This window comes from Apibacter sp. B2966 (assembly GCF_011082485.1).
Classification (GTDB): domain Bacteria; phylum Bacteroidota; class Bacteroidia; order Flavobacteriales; family Weeksellaceae; genus Apibacter.
In genome coordinates, this window is the sequence record NZ_CP049714.1 from 1,793,548 (window position 1) to 1,815,117 (window position 21,570).

At 31.8% G+C, this 21,570-nt stretch carries 15 protein-coding genes; 4 read left to right on the top strand and 11 right to left on the bottom strand.

Annotated features, from left to right (window positions below; translation table 11 throughout):
* Window positions 1-18 precede the first annotated feature (18 nt).
* Window positions 19-372: a T9SS type A sorting domain-containing protein gene (locus tag G8C43_RS07750; RefSeq protein WP_160542483.1), complete on the bottom strand. Its 354-nt coding sequence runs from the start codon at window positions 370-372 to the stop codon at window positions 19-21.
* Between the two features lie 217 nt (window positions 373-589).
* Window positions 590-1,261 (bottom strand): ComF family protein, encoded by a 672-nt coding sequence (locus G8C43_RS07755; protein ID WP_166005250.1) that lies wholly within the window; start codon window positions 1,259-1,261, stop codon window positions 590-592.
* 47 nt (window positions 1,262-1,308) lie between these two features.
* Here G8C43_RS07755 and G8C43_RS07760 point away from each other — a divergent pair, with 47 nt between their 5' ends.
* Both G8C43_RS07760 and G8C43_RS07765 read left to right on the top strand, forming a co-directional pair.
* Window positions 1,309-1,752: a 6-pyruvoyl trahydropterin synthase family protein gene (locus G8C43_RS07760; protein ID WP_160568163.1), complete on the top strand. Its 444-nt coding sequence runs from the start codon at window positions 1,309-1,311 to the stop codon at window positions 1,750-1,752.
* The gene (locus G8C43_RS07765) at window positions 1,731-2,525 is read left to right on the top strand and encodes a UDP-2,3-diacylglucosamine diphosphatase (RefSeq protein WP_166005252.1); all 795 of its coding nucleotides are present in this window, start codon (window positions 1,731-1,733) and stop codon (window positions 2,523-2,525) included. The genes G8C43_RS07760 and G8C43_RS07765 overlap by 22 nt, the downstream gene beginning before the upstream one ends.
* A 2-nt stretch (window positions 2,526-2,527) precedes the next feature.
* Here G8C43_RS07765 and G8C43_RS07770 read toward each other — a convergent pair whose 3' ends face one another.
* The 4 genes from G8C43_RS07770 to lepA form a co-directional block, all read right to left on the bottom strand.
* Complete coding sequence (locus G8C43_RS07770) at window positions 2,528-3,046, bottom strand: acyl-CoA thioesterase (protein WP_160565823.1); 519 nt, start codon at window positions 3,044-3,046, stop codon at window positions 2,528-2,530.
* Window positions 3,047-3,060: 14 nt separating this feature from the next.
* A complete protein-coding gene (locus G8C43_RS07775) occupies window positions 3,061-3,459 on the bottom strand; it encodes a hypothetical protein (RefSeq protein WP_166005254.1) in 399 nt (132 codons plus the stop codon).
* Window positions 3,460-3,561: 102 nt separating this feature from the next.
* Entirely contained in the window at window positions 3,562-4,164 is a 603-nt protein-coding gene (locus G8C43_RS07780) for a Crp/Fnr family transcriptional regulator (RefSeq protein WP_160542478.1), read from the bottom strand.
* A 716-nt stretch (window positions 4,165-4,880) separates the two neighbouring features.
* Window positions 4,881-6,674 carry a translation elongation factor 4 gene (lepA, locus tag G8C43_RS07785; protein ID WP_160542477.1) on the bottom strand — a complete coding sequence of 598 codons (1,794 nt, stop codon included), beginning with the start codon at window positions 6,672-6,674 and terminating at the stop codon, window positions 4,881-4,883.
* A gap of 186 nt (window positions 6,675-6,860) precedes the next feature.
* Here lepA and G8C43_RS07790 point away from each other — a divergent pair, with 186 nt between their 5' ends.
* Window positions 6,861-8,135 carry a YeiH family protein gene (locus G8C43_RS07790; RefSeq protein WP_166005256.1) on the top strand — a complete coding sequence of 425 codons (1,275 nt, stop codon included), beginning with the start codon at window positions 6,861-6,863 and terminating at the stop codon, window positions 8,133-8,135.
* Between the two features lie 130 nt (window positions 8,136-8,265).
* On the opposite strand, the gene G8C43_RS07795 is transcribed toward G8C43_RS07790, so the two are convergent.
* From G8C43_RS07795 to G8C43_RS07815, 5 genes are all read right to left on the bottom strand, one after another.
* A complete protein-coding gene (locus G8C43_RS07795; RefSeq protein ID WP_166005258.1) occupies window positions 8,266-8,910 on the bottom strand; it encodes a carbonic anhydrase in 645 nt (214 codons plus the stop codon).
* Window positions 8,911-8,965: 55 nt separating this feature from the next.
* Window positions 8,966-9,379, bottom strand: coding sequence for a DoxX family protein (locus tag G8C43_RS07800; protein ID WP_185116728.1), 414 nt, complete (start codon window positions 9,377-9,379; stop codon window positions 8,966-8,968).
* 316 nt (window positions 9,380-9,695) lie between these two features.
* Window positions 9,696-12,872 (bottom strand): carbamoyl-phosphate synthase large subunit, encoded by a 3,177-nt coding sequence (carB, locus tag G8C43_RS07805; protein ID WP_166005260.1) that lies wholly within the window; start codon window positions 12,870-12,872, stop codon window positions 9,696-9,698.
* A gap of 131 nt (window positions 12,873-13,003) precedes the next feature.
* The gene (locus G8C43_RS07810) at window positions 13,004-14,077 is read right to left on the bottom strand and encodes a carbamoyl phosphate synthase small subunit (RefSeq protein ID WP_160557562.1); all 1,074 of its coding nucleotides are present in this window, start codon (window positions 14,075-14,077) and stop codon (window positions 13,004-13,006) included.
* Window positions 14,078-14,111: 34 nt separating this feature from the next.
* Window positions 14,112-14,987 (bottom strand): aspartate carbamoyltransferase catalytic subunit, encoded by an 876-nt coding sequence (locus G8C43_RS07815; protein ID WP_160568155.1) that lies wholly within the window; start codon window positions 14,985-14,987, stop codon window positions 14,112-14,114.
* A 753-nt stretch (window positions 14,988-15,740) separates the two neighbouring features.
* Between G8C43_RS07815 and G8C43_RS07820 the strand changes: the two genes are divergently transcribed.
* A complete protein-coding gene (locus tag G8C43_RS07820; protein ID WP_166005262.1) occupies window positions 15,741-21,524 on the top strand; it encodes a hypothetical protein in 5,784 nt (1,927 codons plus the stop codon).
* Window positions 21,525-21,570 lie beyond the last annotated feature (46 nt).

The window sequence follows — 21,570 nt, forward strand, 5'->3', positions numbered from 1 at the left end:
TGCTAATAAAGCTTAGAATTATAACTTGATAAGGGTTAGAATTTCTCTGCTTCCATCGGAATAAGTAACTTTAACAAAATATCTTCCTGTAGGAAGTTTTGAAATATTAATTTCCTGATTAAGATTGGAGTCAATTATATCTTTATCGATTAAATTGGTACCAACCATGGATAAAACAGAAATATTATCAATTTTATAAGAACTTGAATTCTTAACAAGTATAAAATTTACTGCCGGATTAGGATATAATTTTGATTTAGTATAAGGTTGCTCTTGTAAATAAAAGTTCATTAAAATATTGGCCGGAAATTCTTTTGCAGTAACCAGGTTAATTGAAAAAAGCAACGTAATAAAAAATAAAAATTTCTTCATAAGCAATTTATATCTAAAAATTATGAAAATTTCCTTGATAAAATGATAGTTTTATGTACTTAAAATTAATGTATAAAATTATAAAAAAAAAATATTCTTTACAACTTTTCATTAAATTATTTTTATTTTTATTTGGGAATAAAGATAATATTAAATTATCTTATCTTCAATAGTTTTGTCTTAAGGGCTTTTTTCTGAATTATTCTATATTTTATATTTATATTGTTGTTGCTAAAGTAAATATACTTACTTGAGAATCATCGGTTTTTAACAGTTCTTGAGTGCATGCAATTAAAGTTGCACCCGTTGTTAAGACATCATCAACCAATAAATAATGACTCGAACAATTTGAATTTCTTATAAAAGCGTTTTCCATTTTTTTTATACGTTCTTCTCTGTTGGATTGAGTTTGAGATTTCGTATGAGAAACTCGTCGGAGAACATGCTCGTCGAAATTGCAATTCATTAGAGTTGCTAATTTTTTGCAACATAGCAAAATTTGATTATAGTTTCTTTTTTTATATCTTTTCGAGTGAATAGGAACCGGAACAACGGTTTTTACTTCTTTTAAACAAGGATTGTTCTCATTTTGCATAAACCAAATCTCAGCTAACCACGAACCGATTTCCGGTTTATTTTTATATTTTAAATGATGAATTAATTGTTGTGTAATATTTTCTTTTGAGAAAAATAATAAGGAAGATGCAAATTCTATTTTCGCAGAATTGTTAAGTTGGCTGTGAATTGAATTTGCGTTGTCAAAAGGAATATAAGTAAAAGGTAAATGAGCTTTACACCTTTCGCATACATAGTGTTGTGATGAAGAAATAATTGTTTCACAACCAATACATCTATTAGGAAACAGGGTAGAGAGTATTTCTTGCCACATGAGTATTTTTCAATTATCTTTGCGTAATATAAACAAATTTATTTATTGTGATAAGGCTGACTAAAATATTTACATTTGAAACAGCACATGCTCTGTGGGGATATGATGGTAAATGTAAAAACATTCATGGGCATTCTTATAAATTGTATGTTACTGTTAAAGGAGAGCCGTGTAATGATATACACCATGTTAAAAATGGAATGGTTATGGATTTTGGAGAGTTGAAATCTATTGTAAAAAAATTAATTATAAATCCTTTAGATCATGCCATTATTTTAAACGCTCAAACAGAACATAAACAACTAGGAGAGCAATTGCAAAATCAAGGACATAAAGTTATTTTTATGAATTATCAGCCAACTTGTGAGAATATGTTGATGGATTTTGCCGAAAAGATACAATCAGAGCTTCCTGAAAATATTTTATTAGCGAAGCTTAAATTATATGAAACCGAAACGTCATATGGTGAATGGATAAGGGAAGACCAATAGAAATTAACCTTATTGCAGGCAAAAAAGTTTATTTTGCCTCAGATCAGCATTTAGGAGCACCTGATGAAGTTTCATCCAGAAAAAGAGAAAAGATTTTTGTAAAATTTTTAGAACAAATTAAACATGATGTTCAAGTATTATTCCTATTAGGAGATTTATTTGATTTTTGGCATGAATATAAAACCGTTGTACCTAAAGGGTTTGTTCGAATATTAGGAAAATTAGCTGAACTTTCAGATTCGGGGGTTAAAATATATTTTTTTACCGGAAATCATGATTTGTGGATGAGAGATTATCTTCAAAGAGAATTAGCAATAACAGTTTTTAACGAAGAACAAACATTTATAATCAACAACAAAAGTTTTTTTATTGCTCATGGAGATGGATTGGGACCGGGAGATCGTGGGTATAAAAGAATGAAAAAACTTTTTACGAATCCTGTTGCTCGATGGTTTTTCAGATGGTTGCATCCGGATGTAGGAGTCGCCTTAGGTACTTATTTATCAAGAAAAAATAAATTAATTAGCGGTGAGGAAGATATTAAATTCTTAGGGGAAGATAATGAATGGCTGATTGTCTTTTCTAAAGAAAAATTGAATGAAAAACATTATGATTACTTTATTTACGGACATCGTCATTTACCTATGGATTTATTGATTGGTGAAGATAAAAACAGCCACTATGTAAATTTAGGGGATTGGATTTCGTATTATACCTATGCCGTTTTCGATGGAGATCATTTGCATTTACAGACTTTTACCGAAACTGTTTAATTTTATTTATCCATCGTAAATATTTTTCTTAATTCAACAGCTTCTGAAGGAGTAATTCTTCCGGATAGCAGCAAAGATAATTCCCTTCTGTGAAGGGCTGAGTTATATCTAACTATTTCTTCTTCAGTTTCAGGTACTAAGTCAGGTATTTTTTTAGGCTTCATAAATTCATCTAAAGCTACAAAAGTATATATCCCTTCATTGGTTTTGGTTTTTGTATGATTTATTGCATCATCCACCCATATATCGACAAATACTTCCATAGAAGATCCAAAAGCTCTAGAAACCTTAGCTATGGCTTCTACGGTGCTTCCTAATGGAATAGGTGTTGAAAAGGAAACATGATTAACAGAAGCAGTCACAACTTTAGCTTCCGCATGTCTTTGAGCGGCTATGGCACATGCTCGATCCATTAAAGAAAGTAAATCCCCGCCAAACATATTATTATAAGCATTGGTTTCATTCGTTAGCACAATGGTGGTCATTATGGTTCTTGAATCAGAGGGAGTTTTAGCTTTCATGAATTTCAATTCAATTATAGAGGAAGTAGACCAAAATTTTTGCAAGTAACAAAACTCTTTTCACTCAAACTGAAAATAATTTTTTCTTTTTCAGCTGTAAATGTTCCTAAATTTTCAATGGTTAAATATGTTTCCGATTTTAGAATTTTTTTCCACTCCTTAATTGTCTGATAAACAAAATCTTTAGATTTCTCAACATCTATTGAATTCAATTCCGCAATTATGCTAGCTAAAGCGATATCATTGAGATTATGTTGCTGAGTAAAAGAAAGGGAATAGGAGGGGGGGAGTAGTTGATTAGTTTCCTGATCCTCTCTCACCGAATTAAATTTTAATTCAAATTTTCCAAAAGAAGGTAAAGTAACTTGATTGGTTTCTTGTAATAATAGTATGCAATATTTTATTAGGTCCATAAAGTAAATTTAAAATAAATACATTATTTATCAACTATCTTTATCTCCTTTTTTAAAGCTGAAATATATTTTCACAAATTTAAATAACTTAAGAATATATAATTAAAATTCCTCAACGCATGTTTGCCTGTCTTTTAATTTTTTTTTCATAGCACTAAAAAATTCAGGAGTAATACCAATGTATGAGGCGATATGTTTTTGAGATATTGAATTTTTTAATTCAGGAAACATAATACAAAAATTTCTATATCGTTCTTCTGCAGATAAACTTAATATTTCATATAAACGATTACGTAAGAAAATTACAGAGCGGATTAAACTTTCATTATAATAAAGTTCTAATTTTGGAAACCTTTTAACGGATTCTTCTTTTGCTTTTTTAGATAAAATAAATATTTCAGTATCTAAATCTGCAACAATATTGAATTTAGCAGGTTGATTGTATATAATACTTTCATTATCTGCAATCCACCAACCTTTAGATGAAAATTGAAGAACCTGCTCCAATCCTTTTTTGTCGTTAATATAACTTCGTAAACAACCGGAAAGAACGTAATAATAATTATCTTCAACCTCCTCTTGATGCAAAAGAGAATCTCTTTTGTTTAGCTTTTTAAATTTTAAAATAGACTTTAGATACTCTTTTTCCTCTCTGGAAATAGGCACTACATTGTTTATTTCTTCCAATATTTTTTCAAAAATCATAGTATATAAGAGTTTTTAAATCGCCATGTAAAATTTTTTAAATATGTAATACTATATCCATTTATAATTGTAAGAATGCTATTTGTAAAATTGTCCTAATTGGTTAGAATTCTCTTAACTATTTTTTTAATAGAGATAGAAAACAATAATATAACCGTTGTTAAAATTTTATAAATACATTGTCTTAACTGTGTTAAATGGTAAAGAACACGGAATCCCTTTTTACTATTTGTAGTATATTATTAGGATTGGTTACGAAAATTAATCTATAAAAAAAATTTTCACAAAAATAATAAACAATTTGTTTATCTATTTAAAATTAAATGGATTTTGAATCTTACATAAAAACTAAACATATTTAGATTACTATACTTATTTAATTATTTAAAAAAATATTGAAATATTAATTTAAAAAATTTTTATTAAATATAAAAACATAAAAATTAATATTCAAATAAATTTTATAGATAAAAATAATAAATAATGTTTATAAAATAATAATAATTAGAAGTTTTATTTGTATAAAAAAGATAATAGCTATAAAATAAATGTATTTACCTTTTAGAAAAAATATATGCAAGTATATATCCTATAACTTATTAAGGTACAAAATAATTATAGAAGGTAAATTAATCAATTATCATAACATGATACTCCTATAAAAAATACAATAAGTTCAAATTATAGCCTATAATCTATAAATAAGTAACAAACACTTAATCCAGTTTCAATACCGCTAAAAATGCAGATTGCGGGACTTCCACTCGACCAATTTGTCGCATTCGTTTCTTACCTTCTTTTTGTTTTTCTAGTAATTTTCTTTTACGAGATATATCCCCTCCGTAACATTTGGCAGTAACGTCTTTTCGTAAAGCTTTAATAGTTTCTCTAGCAATAATCTTAGCACCAAGTGCTGCTTGAATAGGAATGTCAAATTGTTGTCTCGGGATTAACTCTTTAAGCTTTTCGCACATTTTTTTACCTATAGTATAGGCATTATCTTGATGAATTAAAGCAGATAAAGCATCCACAGGTTCACCATTTATAAGGATGTCAACTTTTACCAGCTTGGAAGTTCTCATTCCGCAAGGCGAATAATCAAAAGAAGCGTATCCTTTGGAAATAGTTTTGAGTCTATCATAAAAGTCAAAAACCACCTCAGCTAAAGGCATTTCAAAAAATAGCTCTACTCGGTCTGTAGTTAAATACGATTGGTTAGTCAGTTCACCCCTTTTATCAATACAAAGGTTCATTACAGAACCAATAAAATCTGATTTGGTGATGATTGAAGCTTTAATATAAGGTTCTTCCACACGATTTAATGAAGTAGGTTCCGGAAGTTCCGAAGGATTATGTACTACAATCGCTTTTTCAGGATCCTTATTTAAATAGGCATTGTAAGATACATTGGGAACGGTAGTAACTACAGTCATTTTAAATTCTCGTTCCAAACGCTCTTGAATGATTTCCATATGAAGCATACCTAAAAATCCGCAACGGAAACCAAATCCTAAAGCAGCGGATGATTCCGGTTCAAAAACAAGAGAAGCATCATTAAGTTGAAGCTTTTCCAATGCAGAGCGCAACAATTCATATTCTTCTGTGTCCACCGGATATATTCCGGCAAACACCATTGGTTTTACTTCTTCAAATCCGGCAATAGCTTCAGATGCAGGGCGTTCAACCGATGTGATGGTGTCACCTACCTTAACTTCACGAGCTTCTTTAATACCACTTATAATATATCCCACATCACCGCAATGTATAACATCTTTTGGGACTTGATTTAGTTTTAAAGTTCCTATTTCATCGGCATCATAGCTTTTACCGGTAGCCATAAATTTCACTTTTTGACCTTTAGTTATGCTGCCGTTTACAACCTTGAAAAAGGCCTCTATTCCTCGAAAAGGATTAAAAACAGAATCAAAAATCAACGCTTGTAATGGAGCATTAGGATCTCCGGATGGTGCCGGGATTCTTTCCACAATTTGCTCCAACAATTCTTCAACCCCCGCTCCGGTCTTGCCACTGGCGCGTAATACGTCTTCAGGTTTGCAACCGAGAAGATTTACAATTTCATCGGTAACTTCTTCAGGATTTGCAGAAGGTAGGTCAATTTTATTTAAAACTGGAATAATTTCCAAGTCGTGTTCTAACGCTAAATAAAGATTGGATATGGTTTGTGCCTGAATACTTTGTGCGGCATCAACAATTAATAAGGCACCTTCACAGGCAGCAATAGAACGAGAAACTTCATAAGAAAAATCAACATGCCCGGGAGTATCGATCAAATTCAAAACATATTTTTCCCCTTTATATTCATACTCCATTTGAATAGCATGACTCTTAATAGTAATACCCCGTTCGCGTTCTAAGTCCATATCATCTAAGGTCTGTTCTTGCAGCTCACGATCAGAAATAGTTTTGGTTTGTTGTAAAAGTCTGTCTGCTAAAGTGCTTTTGCCATGATCTATATGGGCAATAATGCAAAAATTTCTTATGTTCTTCATATTTTCTACAATAGTGCAAAAATACATTTTTTATAAACAATATAAGGGTGTATTTGCTACAAACTGCGAATCTGGGTAAAAAATTTTAGTTGAATTCCTATTATTTCGATAGGAATTATTACATTTGCGGAGTTTTAATCTAAAATAAAACTAAAAAACTTTTTTAAAGAACATCAAAAATAAGAAATGAAAAAACTGAGTTTAACAGAGGATTGGACAGCCACAATAATTGGTGGATTGGTCATAGTATTAGGTATTATTTTATATTCTTCATTCGGGTATACACTAAGTTGGCCTACATTTAAATGGAGCACCGGTGACGATTTATTGTCCAATGTTTTAACAGGTAAAAATTTTATAAACATTTTTATCATTTTTATTGTTTCTTATGTTTTATTACTATTGGCAGATATATTACAAGGAAAACCTATGAGTTCAGCAAAAGGGTTTCCCTTACTGTTTATTCTTACTATAGTCGCCATGGTGATTGGTGGAAACTCGGTAATGAATTATTGGGGATTTGAAACCGTAATATTTTGTTTGCTTATAGGATTAGTTATCAATAACTTTATAGGTACTCCTCAGTGGATGAAAGGATGTTTATCTTCTGAAATGTATGTGAAAATAGGATTGATTTTTTTAGGCTCAACCATTATTTTTCAAGATATTATGCAGGCGGGTGCTTTGGGATTAATACAATCAGTAGTAGTAGTTTTCTCTGTTTGGTATTTTTCTTTTTGGCTGTGCAAAAAATTCAATATAGATAAGGAAATGTCTATGATGCTTTCCAGTGCGGTATCCATTTGTGGAGTTTCAGCTGCTATAGCAACGGCAGGAGCAATAAAAGGAGATTCCAAAAAATTATCTTATGTAGTTTCACTAGTTTTAGTAGTTGCTGTTCCTATGATTATCATTATGCCGGCATTAGCTAAACTATTAGGATTAGGAGAAGTAATGGCCGGTGCATGGATTGGTGGAACAATTGATACTACCGGAGCAGTAGCTGCAACCGGAGCCGTTTATGGGGAAGAAGCACTTAAAATTAGTACAATAGTTAAATTTTCACAAAATGTTTTGTTAGGTATTGCTGCCTTTTTAATAGCTGTTTATTGGAGTTATACTAAAAAAGAAGGAAATGAATTTGCTGATAAACCTAATCTAAAAGTAATTTGGGATCGATTTCCTAAATTTGTTATAGGTTTTATCTTAGCTTCTTTGTTATTCTCATTTGTTATTCCAACTGAGCATTACAAACCGGTTCTTGCTGTATTGAAGAAATTTCAAGGATTATGGTTTGCCTTAGGGTTTACCTCCATAGGTTTAGAAACTAATTTTAAAACGTTAATTAATAAAGAAAACAGAAAAGCTACTTTAGTATTTTTAGGCGCACAAACTTTTAATGTTGTATTTACCTTAATTATCGCTTATTTAGTTTTTGGTATCGAATGGACTAAAATATAAACAATTACTTTATTATTTTTATTTTGGGAGAGATTAGCAATATAGTTAACTCTCCCATTATTTTTATTGGAAATAAAATTACATTTTAATTTAGTAGAGAAAGGTAATTGACCCGTTGGTTTTTCATATATTAAAATAAACTTTTCCCTTCATAAAGATTATATATTTCCATAATCTCTTTTAGAATCTTTTTGAAATTAATTTTCATGTCAATTAATTTTCCGGATCGTATGTCAAAAATCCAGCCATGAACCTTTAGATTACTTTCTATAATAGCTTTTTGTACAGCAGCGGTTTTAATTAAATTAATGCATTGTTCTTCCACATTCAATTCAATAAGCCGATTGTATTTTTCCTCTGAGTCGGTAATTAAATTTAATTCATCTTTATGAATTCTATAAACGTCCCTGATATTTCGCAACCACGGATTTAAAAGTCCCAGGTCTTTAGCCTCCATAGCCTCTTTAACTCCGCCACAATAATAATGTCCACAAACAATGATTTGTTTAACTTTTAAATGATCGATAGCATAAGTTATTACAGATTGAACATTAAAATCTGTGCTAATAACCATATTGGCTAAATTTCTATGGACAAAGACTTCTCCGGGCTTAGCTCCAAGTAATTCTTCTGTTGCTACCCGACTATCAGAACAGCCAATATAAAGAACTTCAGGATTCTGTCCTTCTGATAGCTTATGGAAATACTCCTTATCCATAGATAACTTTTCTGCTATCCATGTTTCATTGTGGGCAAATATTTTTTCAAAATTCATGTATGGATTAATATAGTAGTAAAAAAATAATGAACAAAAATTAGAAATAAATCATTTATATCATAATTCCTTTGTTTCCTTTATATACGCTATATTTTCCCGAACCTAAGAAGAAAAGCGCTAATGAGGTTAATAAATAGAATAGGTTAAGCTCAACTTTTAAACCTCCGGTTTGCGATAGTGAAAAACCTTCCATCCCATGCACTAAATAAAAAGTCATAAGCATAGTAAATGCTACTAAAAGGGATGAAATCCTTGTAAAAACCCCTAATAAGATACAAATAGGAGCAAATACTTCCCCTAAAGGAACACCAAGCCAGAGATATTCAGGCAAATTTTTTGAAGTAAGCATTCCTTTTATAAAATCGTGTCCATGATATAATTTTGATATTCCATGGAAGACCATTAATCCGCCTATTGAAACACGTAATAGGAGTTTTCCAAGATCAGAATTCAATTCTTTAGCCATAATTATAATGTAAATTTGATCAAAAATAAATTTTTTATTTCATAAATTCTGTATCTTTTGTAAATAAAATCAAATTTACTATAGTAAAAAATGTATTACAATAAGTTTTACGATAAACGTAATTAAGTGGTATAAAATGTATTTTACTAGAAAAAAATAAAGCTTGTATAAGCGATACTTTTTTCATATTGTGGATTTTTATTAGTCATGGTTAGATAAAATTAAAGAAACAAAATCAAATATCGAAAAATTATAAATACAAAAAAGCCCTGTTTTTACAGGGCTTTTTTGAATGTATATTTTATAAAATTTAAATTTAAAAAGGTTTAATATCAAATACTATTGATTCTAATACTTGAATTACGGCGGCGGTAGTATCCAAAGAAGTAAAACAAGCTACACTGTTTTCAACAGCATTTCGTCGAATTAAAAAGCCGTCTTCTTGAGCCGTACCGTCATTAGAAAGTGTATTAATAACAAATTGAGCTTTTCCTTGTTGCATAATTTTAACAATATTGTTGTCTTCACTTTCAATCTTGTTAATTTCAACAACAGGAATGTTATAGTCGCGGAAATACTTGGCAGTTCCTTCGGTAGCCATAATTGTATAACCTATATCATAGAATCTCTTCGCTAATGGGAGAGCCTCGGCTTTATCCTTGTCTGCTACTGTGAATATGGCATTACCTAAAATAGGTATATTGATTTGACCCGCTCTTAAAGCTTTATAAAGAGCTCTTTCATAAGTAGTATCTTTTCCAATAACCTCCCCGGTCGATTTCATTTCAGGGCCTAACGTAATATCTACAGAACGTAATTTAGCAAATGAAAAAACAGGGGCTTTAATGTATATATTACGAGGTTCCGAATAACAATCCATAGCATACCCTTGCTCTTTCAAAGATTGGCCTAAAACAGCTTTTGTTGCAATTTTTGCTAAAGGAATACCGGTTACTTTGCTCATGAATGGAATGGTTCGGCTGGAACGCGGATTAACTTCCAGAACGTATATTTTTCCGCTCATTAAAACAAACTGTATATTCATTAATCCAATGATTTTAAATCCTCTGGCTAATGCTTGAGTTTGTCTAATAATGTCTTCTTTTTCTTCTTTTGTTAAAGTTTGGGAAGGATATACAGCAATAGAATCTCCGGAATGAACTCCGGCTTTTTCAATATGTTCCATAATTCCGGGAACAAAAACATTTTCGCCATCGGAAATTGCATCCACTTCAATTTCTTTTCCAATTAAGTATTTATCAATTAGAATAGGTTGTTTTTCATGAACATTGATCGCTTCTTTCATATATCTTTCCAATTCAGAATCTTGATAAACAATTTGCATGGCTCTTCCTCCTAAAACATAAGAAGGACGAATAACAACCGGATATCCAATGGAATTAGCTACATGTAAGGCCTCTTTTAACGTAAACACCGTATCGCCTTTAGGACGAGCGATATTTAATTCGTTTAATTGTTCTTCGAATTTTTTACGATCTTCAGCTCGATCTATATCTTCCAGCGTAGTACCCAATATTTTTGCTCCGGCATCTATGGCAGCTTGAGCCAAGTTAATGGCTGTTTGACCACCAAATTGAACTAAAACACCGTCCGGTTTTTCTAAATCTATAATAGAAGTGATGGATTCTCTGGTTAGAGGTTCAAAATAAAGTTTATCAGAAATGCTGAAATCTGTAGAAACGGTTTCCGGATTGCTGTTGATGATAATAGCTTCATATCCTGATTCTTTAAGGGCTAAAACACTGTGTACGGTTGCATAATCAAATTCCACCCCTTGTCCGATTCGTATAGGTCCGGAACCTAATACAATCACTTTTTTCTTATCAGAACGTACCGATTCATTTTCAATACCGTAAGTACTGTAAAAATATGGGGTTGTGGATATAAATTCAGCAGCACACGTATCGACCATTTTATACACCGGAATAATAGAGTTTTCCTTTCTCAAAGAATACACTTGCTTTTCTTCCATGTTCCATAATTGGGCAATTTCCCAATCAGAAAATCCGTATTTTTTGGCTTTTGCTAAAACCTCAATATCTTTTGGTTTTTCTTTAACTTCTTTTTCAATATTGATGATATGTAATATTTTAGCCAGGAAGAATAGGTCTATCTTGGTTATTTCATGTATTTTTTGAATACTTACACCGTTACGTAAAGCTTCGGCAATTAAAAACAGACGTTCATCATCGGCATTTTTAAGTCTCTTTTCCAAAGTCGAAGGATCATACGGCGTCATATCTTTTTTAGTTAAATGCAAACAACCTATTTCCAAAGATTGTACAGCCTTTAACAAAGATTCTTCAATTGAAGTTCCTATAGCCATAACTTCACCGGTAGCTTTCATCTGGGTTCCTAAATGCCTGTTGGCACTTTGAAATTTATCAAAAGGCCATCGAGGGATTTTGGCAACAACATAATCCAGCGAAGGTTCAAAACAAGCATAAGTAGTATTAGTTACCGGATTTTTCATTTCGTCCAGAGTTAATCCTACCGCAATTTTAGCCGCTAATTTTGCAATCGGATATCCGGTAGCTTTAGAGGCCAATGCAGACGAACGGCTAACTCTTGGGTTTACTTCAATGACTATATAATCTCTACTAGAAGGATCTAAAGCAAATTGAACATTACACCCTCCTTCAATTTTTAAAGCGCGGATTATTTTTAATGCAGAATTTCTAAGTAATTGATATTCTTGATCTGCTAATGTTTGACTAGGAGCGAAAACAATGGAATCTCCGGTATGTATTCCCACCGGATCAAAATTTTCCATATTACAAACTACTATGGCATTGTCATTGGCATCCCTCATTACTTCATACTCAATTTCTTTATATCCGGCAATACTTTTCTCTATAAGACATTGATGAACCGGACTGTATTTTAAACCGGAATCAGTAATTTCCCTTAGTTCGGTTTCATTTTCAGCTATTCCACCTCCGGTGCCTCCCAGAGTAAAAGCAGGTCTAACAATTATCGGATAACCAATTTGATTAGCGAATTCCACCGATGACTCAACGTCATTTACAATTATACTTTCTGCAATAGGTTCATTAATGTTTTCCATTAATTGTTTGAACAAATCTCTGTCTTCGGCCTGCTCAATGGAAGATAATTTGGTTCCGATAATTTCAACATCATATTGGGCTAGCGTACCTGCTTTAGCTAATTCAACGGCAAGATTGAGTCCGGTCTGTCCTCCCAAAGATGGTAACAACGCATCGGGACGCTCTAATGCAATAATTTGTTGAAGAAAATCTAATGTTAACGGTTCCATGTATACCTTATCGGCAATTTCTTTATCGGTCATGATCGTTGCAGGATTCGAATTAACAAGAACGACTTTGTATCCTTCTTCCTTAAGAGCCAGGCAAGCCTGGGTTCCTGCATAATCGAATTCGGCAGCTTGTCCGATAATGATAGGTCCTGAACCTATTACAAGAATTTTATTTATATCTGTGCGTTTTGGCATGTTGTTTTTTAATTTTTAGTTTGAAGTAATGACTTCTGTTTATATGAATTTTTACTAATTCTTTTACATTAATCCTTTTTAACCTAGTAATAATTCGATAGTGCTTAACTATTCGGATATAAAGAATTTTATTATTTATTTTTAAATTCTTCTACCATAGACATAAAGCGGTTAAATAAATATTCGTTATCATGAGGCCCCGGACTGGATTCGGGATGGTATTGGACAGTAAATGCCCAATTCTTTTTATCCTGTAATCCTTCTATAGTTCCGTCATTTAAAGCTCGATGCGTTACTTCTAAAGTTGTGTTTTGTAAAGATTCTTCATCAACTACATATCCGTGATTTTGAGAAGTTATATACACTCTGTTAGTGGCAAGTTCTTTTACCGGATGATTTGCACCTCTGTGTCCGAATAACATCTTAAAAGTTTTAGCTCCATGTGCAAGGGCATATAATTGGTGACCTAAGCATATTCCGAATATCGGGGCTTTTCCGCTCAATTCTTTTATAGTGTTTATAGATTCGGTTAATTCTTCCGGATTACCGGGACCATTGGAGAGCATAATTCCATCGGGGTTTAGTTCTAATATAGAGCTTGAATCTGTATTATAAGGTACTACCACTACATCACAATTTCGTAAGCATAATTCTTTTAAAATGCTTTTTTTCATTCCATAATCTATCAATACAATTCTGTGTCCTTCTGCTGGAGCACTATAGGCTCTTGGTGTAGAAACTTCGGGAACATGATGTCCTAACTTGGTCTCTTGTAGAGATTTAATTACTTCATCAATGTTTTCATTTTCATCACAGAATTTACCTTTCATACTGCCTTTGGTTCGTATGGTTTTTACCAAGGCGCGGGTATCAATACCGCTTAAACCGGGAATATTTTGTTTTTTCAAAAAAGAATCGATGTTCATTTGGCTTTTCCAGTGAGATTCTGTTTCAGCGTATTCATGAACGATAATTCCACCTACAAAAGAATTAAGGGATTCAAAATCGCTGGAATTAATTCCATAATTCCCTATTAATGGATAGGTGAAAACAATAATTTGCTTGTGGAAGGAAGGATCTGATAAGGTTTCTTGGTAACCTGTCATTCCTGTGGTAAAAACAACTTCACCGATTGTGAATTGGTCGCTACCAAAGCCTTCGCCATTAAATACTAATCCGTTTTCTAATACTAATTTTCTTTTCAAGGGTTGTTAATTTATTATAGTGGTTTGAATATGGTTATGAATTAAAAACATAGTTAAGCACAGCAATTCTGGCAAAAACTCCATTCGTCATCTGCGTAAATATTCTTGATTTTGAAGATTCGATAAGATCCTCATCAATCTCAACATTACGGTTAATAGGTGCCGGATGCATAATGATTGCCGAGGATTTCATTTTATCGGCTCTCTGTTTTGTTAATCCATATAATTCTAAAAAATTTTTTTCGTCATATTGTTTCGCATGTCTTTCGTTTTGATTCCTTAATAACATCACAACGTCTGCTTCTTGTATTACTGAATCAAGAGAAGCATAGGTTCCCATAGTCATGCTGGAATCTCTCCAAAATTCCGGAGTCGCAAATGTTATAGAAGATCCCAGTCTTTTTAAAATTTTAGCATCTGAATGAGCTACTCTGCTATGTATCACATCGCCAACAATTACTATATTCAGATCTCTAAAAGTACCGAATTCCTCATATATGGTTACTAAATCCAATAAAGATTGGGTAGGGTGGTCTCCGCAACCATCACCGGCATTAATGATAGGCACCTCTATTTTTGTAATTAAATCGTCATAAAATCTATCTTGCATATGTCTTATAACAAAACATTCAACCCCTATGGAATTTAAAGTTTTAACTGTATCATAAAGAGTTTCACCTTTTTTAACACTTGAACTCTCTGCATCAAAATATATAATTTCCATTCCTGTTTTTTTCTCAGCCATTTCAAAGCTGAGTTTGGTTCGAGTACTGTTCTCGAAAAAAAGGTTGGATATATAATGATTAGACAGATTTGGAAAAGCTTTTTTCTTTTTAAAGCTTATCGCATCATCCACTAATTCCTCAATCAAACTTAGATCAAGATTTTCTAAAGTGATAAAATGATTCATTATTTATATATTAGTTTAATTGGTGTTATAATAGTGTAATTTTTATTATTGCTTTTTAAAAATAAAAAAAAACATCTTAAATAATAAGATGTTTTAAATGAATATTTAAAAAAAATATTTCCGGTATCTTCTAAAGATGATTTCTTGCCCTGAATCTGGAATAGTAGAGGGATAAACTTTTTGTTAAAAGTAATTCTTCCTTTTTTGTTTATTGTTTTAGGTAATGATTCAGAGTTATTCAAAAGATTTAATTAGTGTGATTATACAAACTTTTTTATTAAATCGATTTTTTAAAATCCTACAAAGATAAGTTGTTTTTTTTGATTATGCAATTTATATTTTTATTTATTTAAAATAAATATGTTTCTAAAGCAGAATAAAAATTTATATACCTCATATTTTAAAATTAGTTTAATAAAATATTAAATAAGCGTTAAAAAGTAAGGTATTTAAAATTAACCACTTATAATTTTAAATGAGATTTAATGTACATTTAATGTGTATAATGCTTATTTTCTTTGTTAATACTTTGTTACATTTGCAGGTTTAAAAACATACATTATAATTGATTAGATAATATATTGTTAATGTCATTTTTATTCTTTGCAGATAATAAATAATAGATCATTGTTTATTATAGAAGATAATTAAGCCCTAAATAATTTTTTAAAATATATTACTATGATGAATTGATGTATGGCTAAAATTCTATTTAATTCAATAGAATTATAACTGTATAAAAAACTAAATTATATGAAAAGAAAAGCTAATTATGGATCAATTACTTATTATTCATTTTTATTTTATTTTGTAATACCCGTGCTTTTGTTGGGACAAAGTCCCGGTGGGTTTGATAGCAATGTAGAGTTATGGTTAAAAGCAGACCGGCCTCAAGAAGGGGGAGTCGGCTCATTGATGGATAATCAACCGGTGGATTTATGGAAGGATGTATCCGGTAATGGGAGAGATCATAAGAAAGTTAATGAAAATTTGCCGGTGTATAAAAAAACTGGAGATTTAATGAATTTTCAACCGTCTATGTATTTTGAACCTAGATCTAAAGCTTTTTTAGCGGGGCCTGATTTGAAAATATCTGCAAGTAAAGCTTATTATGTATTTTATGTATCATTATTAGATAGACCGACAGGTATTCAGTACGTTTATTCATTAAATTCTACGAGAAATAATTATTCGGGTTGGTCTACCGGGTTTCCATATTTTACTACAGCGGGCGCAACTTATAGAAGTAAAATCAGTCAAGGCAAAAATTATGGTATAGTTGGGATAATTCGTCCAAACAGTACAACTTTAACCCAGATGCTTTATTTTAACTCTATTCCCGAAAACACATTTAGGTCGTATTCTATAAGGCTGGGAGATGGACAGAGTGTGGTGGGAGCTGGAAATGTAAAAAATCTGAATCCTTTTGAAGGTGAAATACAAGAAATAATAGTATTATCTGCCCCTCAAAATACCTATTTAACAGATATGGATTTACAAAAAATTCATTCTTACTTATCCGTTAAATATGGTATTTCTTTAGAATCAGCTAATGAGATAACATTCCCTAATTATGTTAATTCAAAAGGTGAAAAAATTTGGGACGGAGAAAATTTCATGTCCTATCAAAACCATGTATTTGGTTTAGGAAGAGATGATCAATACGGATTATATCAAAAACAATCAACTAATTTTGATTTATCAACTTTAACCGCTTATGTTGGAGATGAATTAACAGAATTAAATGATAACAATAATGGAACTCTAACCAATAACACTTTTTTGATGTTTGGATCTAATGATGAGATTGGTGTAGAACGGTATGAACATTTGCAAGGAGAAAAATATTCTAACAGCATATTGAGTGAAGATGTATTTTTTAAATTAAAAAGAACCTTAAAAACAAAGGTAACAGGAACCAAAAGTCTAACTGTCAACATGAAATTAAATGTTGATGCTAAATATGTTATAGTTAGTTCTGTAGAAACGTTTGATCCGTCAAAAACTCGTATTTATCCTGTTAATGACGGAATCGTTAAAGGAGTTGAGATAGAGAATGATGATTACGTTTCTTTTACCAGTGGACGACCTAATCCGGGAGGTGTAAATTTACTAACAGAACTTTGGTTACGAGCTGATGATATACCAAGCACTGAAGAAGATAGTACAGAAATTAGTACTTGGCAAGATATTTCAGTATATAAACGGGACCACTCGGTCATTACTGATGCTAAAGAGTTTAAAGGACCAATTATTCGTAATCAAAAAGGATTAATGAATTATCATTCTCATTTGCAATTTACTAATACCGGTCAGTCAAATTCTACAATTCCGGTATTAACTGCACCAAGTTTTTATAGTTCAGATAGATCTTACTACATATTCTATGTATCTGAAATAAATACAAGCGGATTATCGGTATTATATGCTTTAAACAGTAACTATTCCAATACCAATAATGATAATAACCAGGGGTGGAATTTAGGGAATCCTGCATTAACTAATGGGTATAATCCGTCTAATACTGTTCAAACACATTCCAATAGTATAAATAAAACGTATGGAGTAGTAGCAGTGGAGCGAACCAATGATAAATATGTTGAACAAAGAATCATATTCAATGGTATTTCCAATTCGTTTAACGGATTTGCAATGGAAAATAAAATTCCGGCGTTAAGTCTTATCGGAGCTCGACAACTCTATACTAAAACTTTAAATTATTTCAATCCTTTTGTAGGTAATGTTCAGGAAATAATTGTTCTTTCTGGAAATAAAGGAACACCCATAGATTCCAAAGATTTTAATAGAATTAATTCTTATTTAGCGATTAAATATGGAATTACATTACATAGTGAATCTGAACCGGATTATTATGACTCTTATGGAAACAAAGTTTGGGATGGTAAAATAAATGCAGGATTTAATCATGATATTTTTGGTATAGCCAGAGATGATAGTTCTGATTTATATCAAAAGCAATCTGTAAGTTATGATAGAGACCTTATGACCATTTTTGTTGGTAATGAAGTCGCAGATATGAATAAGTTAGGTAACGGAACCTTGAAAAACAAAGATTATTTGATGTTAGGTTCTAATGGATTAGAAGATTATTTATTAGATTATAATTATCTTGAAGGCACTGCTTATGCAAACGGTAAATTGCCATTTAGAATCGATTACAGAAATCAGGTGACTTTAAAAGCACAGGCATCAGGATCCGGTTCCTATGTAGTAAATATACAACCAAGTTTGACGGCAAAGATTTTATTAGTTTCACCTGATGGAAAATTTGAGCCCCAAAACACCAGATTTTATGTGGTGGAAAATAAAGTTGCCAAAAATGTTGAAATTAATGATGGAGATTATATAAGTTATGCTTTATACGGATTTGCTCCGGGGGGAGTATTGAATGGATTAAGATTGTGGTTAAAAGCAGATGATAAGAATAGTTTAGTGTTTGATGGGGAAAGCTCTAAATTATTGATTTGGAAAGACCAAACCGTTAATGAAAACGATTATTATTTTTCATTAGTGAATAATAACTTTAAAATGGAGCCGGTGTTTGATTCATGTAATAGTAAAATGAATTTCTTTCCAAGCATATATTTTAGTCAAAATTCCGCACTTGCTATAAAGAAGGGGCCTATGAGTACTAATGCGCCGGAACATACCACTTCTTTCATCATTTATAATAGCTTCGCGTCTCCATCAACAGTTAGAACCTATACCCACGGCTTTGGTGGAGTGGATCCAGTTTCGGTGAAAACCAGACACCCGGCGGTAGGTTTCAATCCTAATTATGGAACAGGAAGAATAGCAACTTCCATAGCTATAACTCAAGGTTCAGTAAAAGGATTTGAATTTGGAGCTACAGCCTTGCATATGACCAGGCTTAGTAAAGCTTATAAAGGTATAGATCCGAAATTTCCTTTAATCGAACATGATTTTGGAGGTATTGTTGATACATTATCCAGGCCGGAAACTAACTTTGGTTCGGATTTCTTAATGGCTAGTGGAGGAACTATAGGTGCAGCCAGTTTGAATTCCGGGCTTTTTGATGGATTAATTTCCGAATTGTTTTTTTATGAAAGAAAGTTAAGTAAGAATGAAAAAGTTCGTATACAAACCTATTTAGCAATGAAATATGCTATTACTTTGTATACAACTAAGTCTATAACTATGGGTGAGGAAATAGTGCAATTACAAAAACAACCGACTGATTACATATTATCAGACATTAAAACTAAAGTTTGGAAAGGATCAACACAGCCTTATTCTAACTATCATAGAAATATTGCCGGGTTAGTACGTGATGATAATTCAAATATATATGTTAACAAAGCTCGATCTACTGATGTTCAGTCAATTGTAACTATTCAAGCCGGTGAAAGTACCGAATGTGGACAAGGGCAAAAGTCTGTATTAAAAAATGATCTAAGTGGATTATTTTGGGGACATAACGGAGATACGGGAACTACAGATTTAAGTGAGCTTTCACAATCTATTTGTGGAGGATTAGATAGAAGAATGAATCGAATATGGTTAGTAAATAAAACCAATTTGGATGAACAATCGGTTATTTTATCAGCTGATGAGTCTGCAGATGAATTTGTTTTTAATCAAAATTATAGAGTTTATTTATTAATTGCTAATTCTGATGATGATATCAAAAATGAAAATTGGGCTTATACTATACCCGGCGAATGGGTAGATAACAAAGTTCAATTTAATTATAAATTTACAGAAGATACTACCTATTTTACCTTTGGGGCTGTTAAGTCAGATGGAGTTTGTACGAATTGCAGCTTCAGCGGATATAAAACCATTGATCTACCCCAAATTTGGAAGGGAGCTGCAAATAATGGTCAGCTAGATAAAACGGTTGATTTAGGAGATGATTTCTCTGCCAATATTAATATATCGGATCCGGGAAAAGTTCTACGCTATAAGTACCCGAGAAGAAGTGGTAAAACCTTGCAATTTTACCGATATGGAAATTTTGATAAAGATAAAGAACCTATCACTACTACCATTTCATTTACCGGAGGAGCCGCTGCTGCAATGTTTGAAATATTTGATATTGATACCCAGGCGTATAGGTCAGATGAAATTAATGTTTACGGAATTTGCGGAGGAGGAATTGTTAAACCAAAGCTTATGCACGTAGCACCTAAAAAGAAAAGTTCTTATACTATTGATAAGAATATAGCAACAGCAAAAGCTACGGGTGGTTATAGATCTTCAGGATATACTGCTGCCAGAGGAAAAGTTTTAATAGATTTTTCCGTAGCTGTTGAGAAGATAGTTATTGAATATAAAGTTCATTATAATAGACGTCCTGCGACGGGATCACAAATGATAGGTATTGGTGCTATAAAGCTGTATTGTCCAAAGCCGGTGGAAGTTAATGAGGATGGTCTTGCTTTTACACTTAAAGTTGCTGAATCCACCCTTACCTGTGAAGAAGTGCCTTTTATATTTAAAATCATGAATACTAATTGCGAATCCAAATTAATAGATTTGACGGACCAACTACCGCAAGGTATGCAATGGGTGAAAGAATCTTTAAATGTTGAAGACGGAGATTTTACTACTGAAACTAAAGAATATGGAGACAGTGATTTGCTTTCTATAAAAGGAATAAAAGTTCCCGGTGGAACTACAACTATTATTATGGCAAGAGCAAAATTTACAGAAGATAAAACAGCATCCTATCTTACAAGGGCTTCTATACAATATTTAAATCGTAATGATGAAAATGTAACCTATGAAAGTTGTGATGTTATAGATGGTTGTGGTAATACCACTGTAAATGCTGTTGCAGCAGGTTTACCAAGTCCGGTTATAATAAGCGATCTTAGTGTGGATAAAACTTGTATTGCAGAAGACGATACCATTTTAGTTACAATGGATATAAACAATCCTAATTCTTTATTGGATAATGTAACCTTAAATGCATCATTTAGTGAAGGATTTAAATATGTAAAAGGAAGTTTAAAAACTTCTTTTAAAATGACGGACGGTACAATTAACACAGAAGATATTGAAGATAATGAGTTCGAAATAGAAGACTTTAGCTTACCGAATGGAAATCATACATTAAGCTTTAAAATTAAAGCGCCAGAAATTCTGTCTAATAATTTTACGGAAATGGAAATAAATATAGATATGACGACATCTTCCGAAATTGATTGTGCCTCCATTGATATAGACGGTAACAACTTTGTTTTGGTTTCATTCTGTACACCTGTTCCATTTTGTACATTAGATCCTAACCTGGAACCTTCAACTGAAGTTTCTAAAATAGGAATTACTACTCTTGAAAAAGAGTTGAAAGGGTGGCCTTTTAATATCTACAATGGATTTATAGTTTTGGAATCAAAAAATAAAGGTTTTGTAATTACAAGAACAAGTTCTGATTTAATTCCTCAGGAAAAACTAGTTGAAGGAATGGTTATATATGATACTACGGATAAATGTATTAAATTGTATAACGGTGAGGAATGGCATTGTATAGAAAGAACTTGTCCTCAATAATTTTTTGACGAGAAAAATTGAAAATAACTCACAAAAATGAAAAATG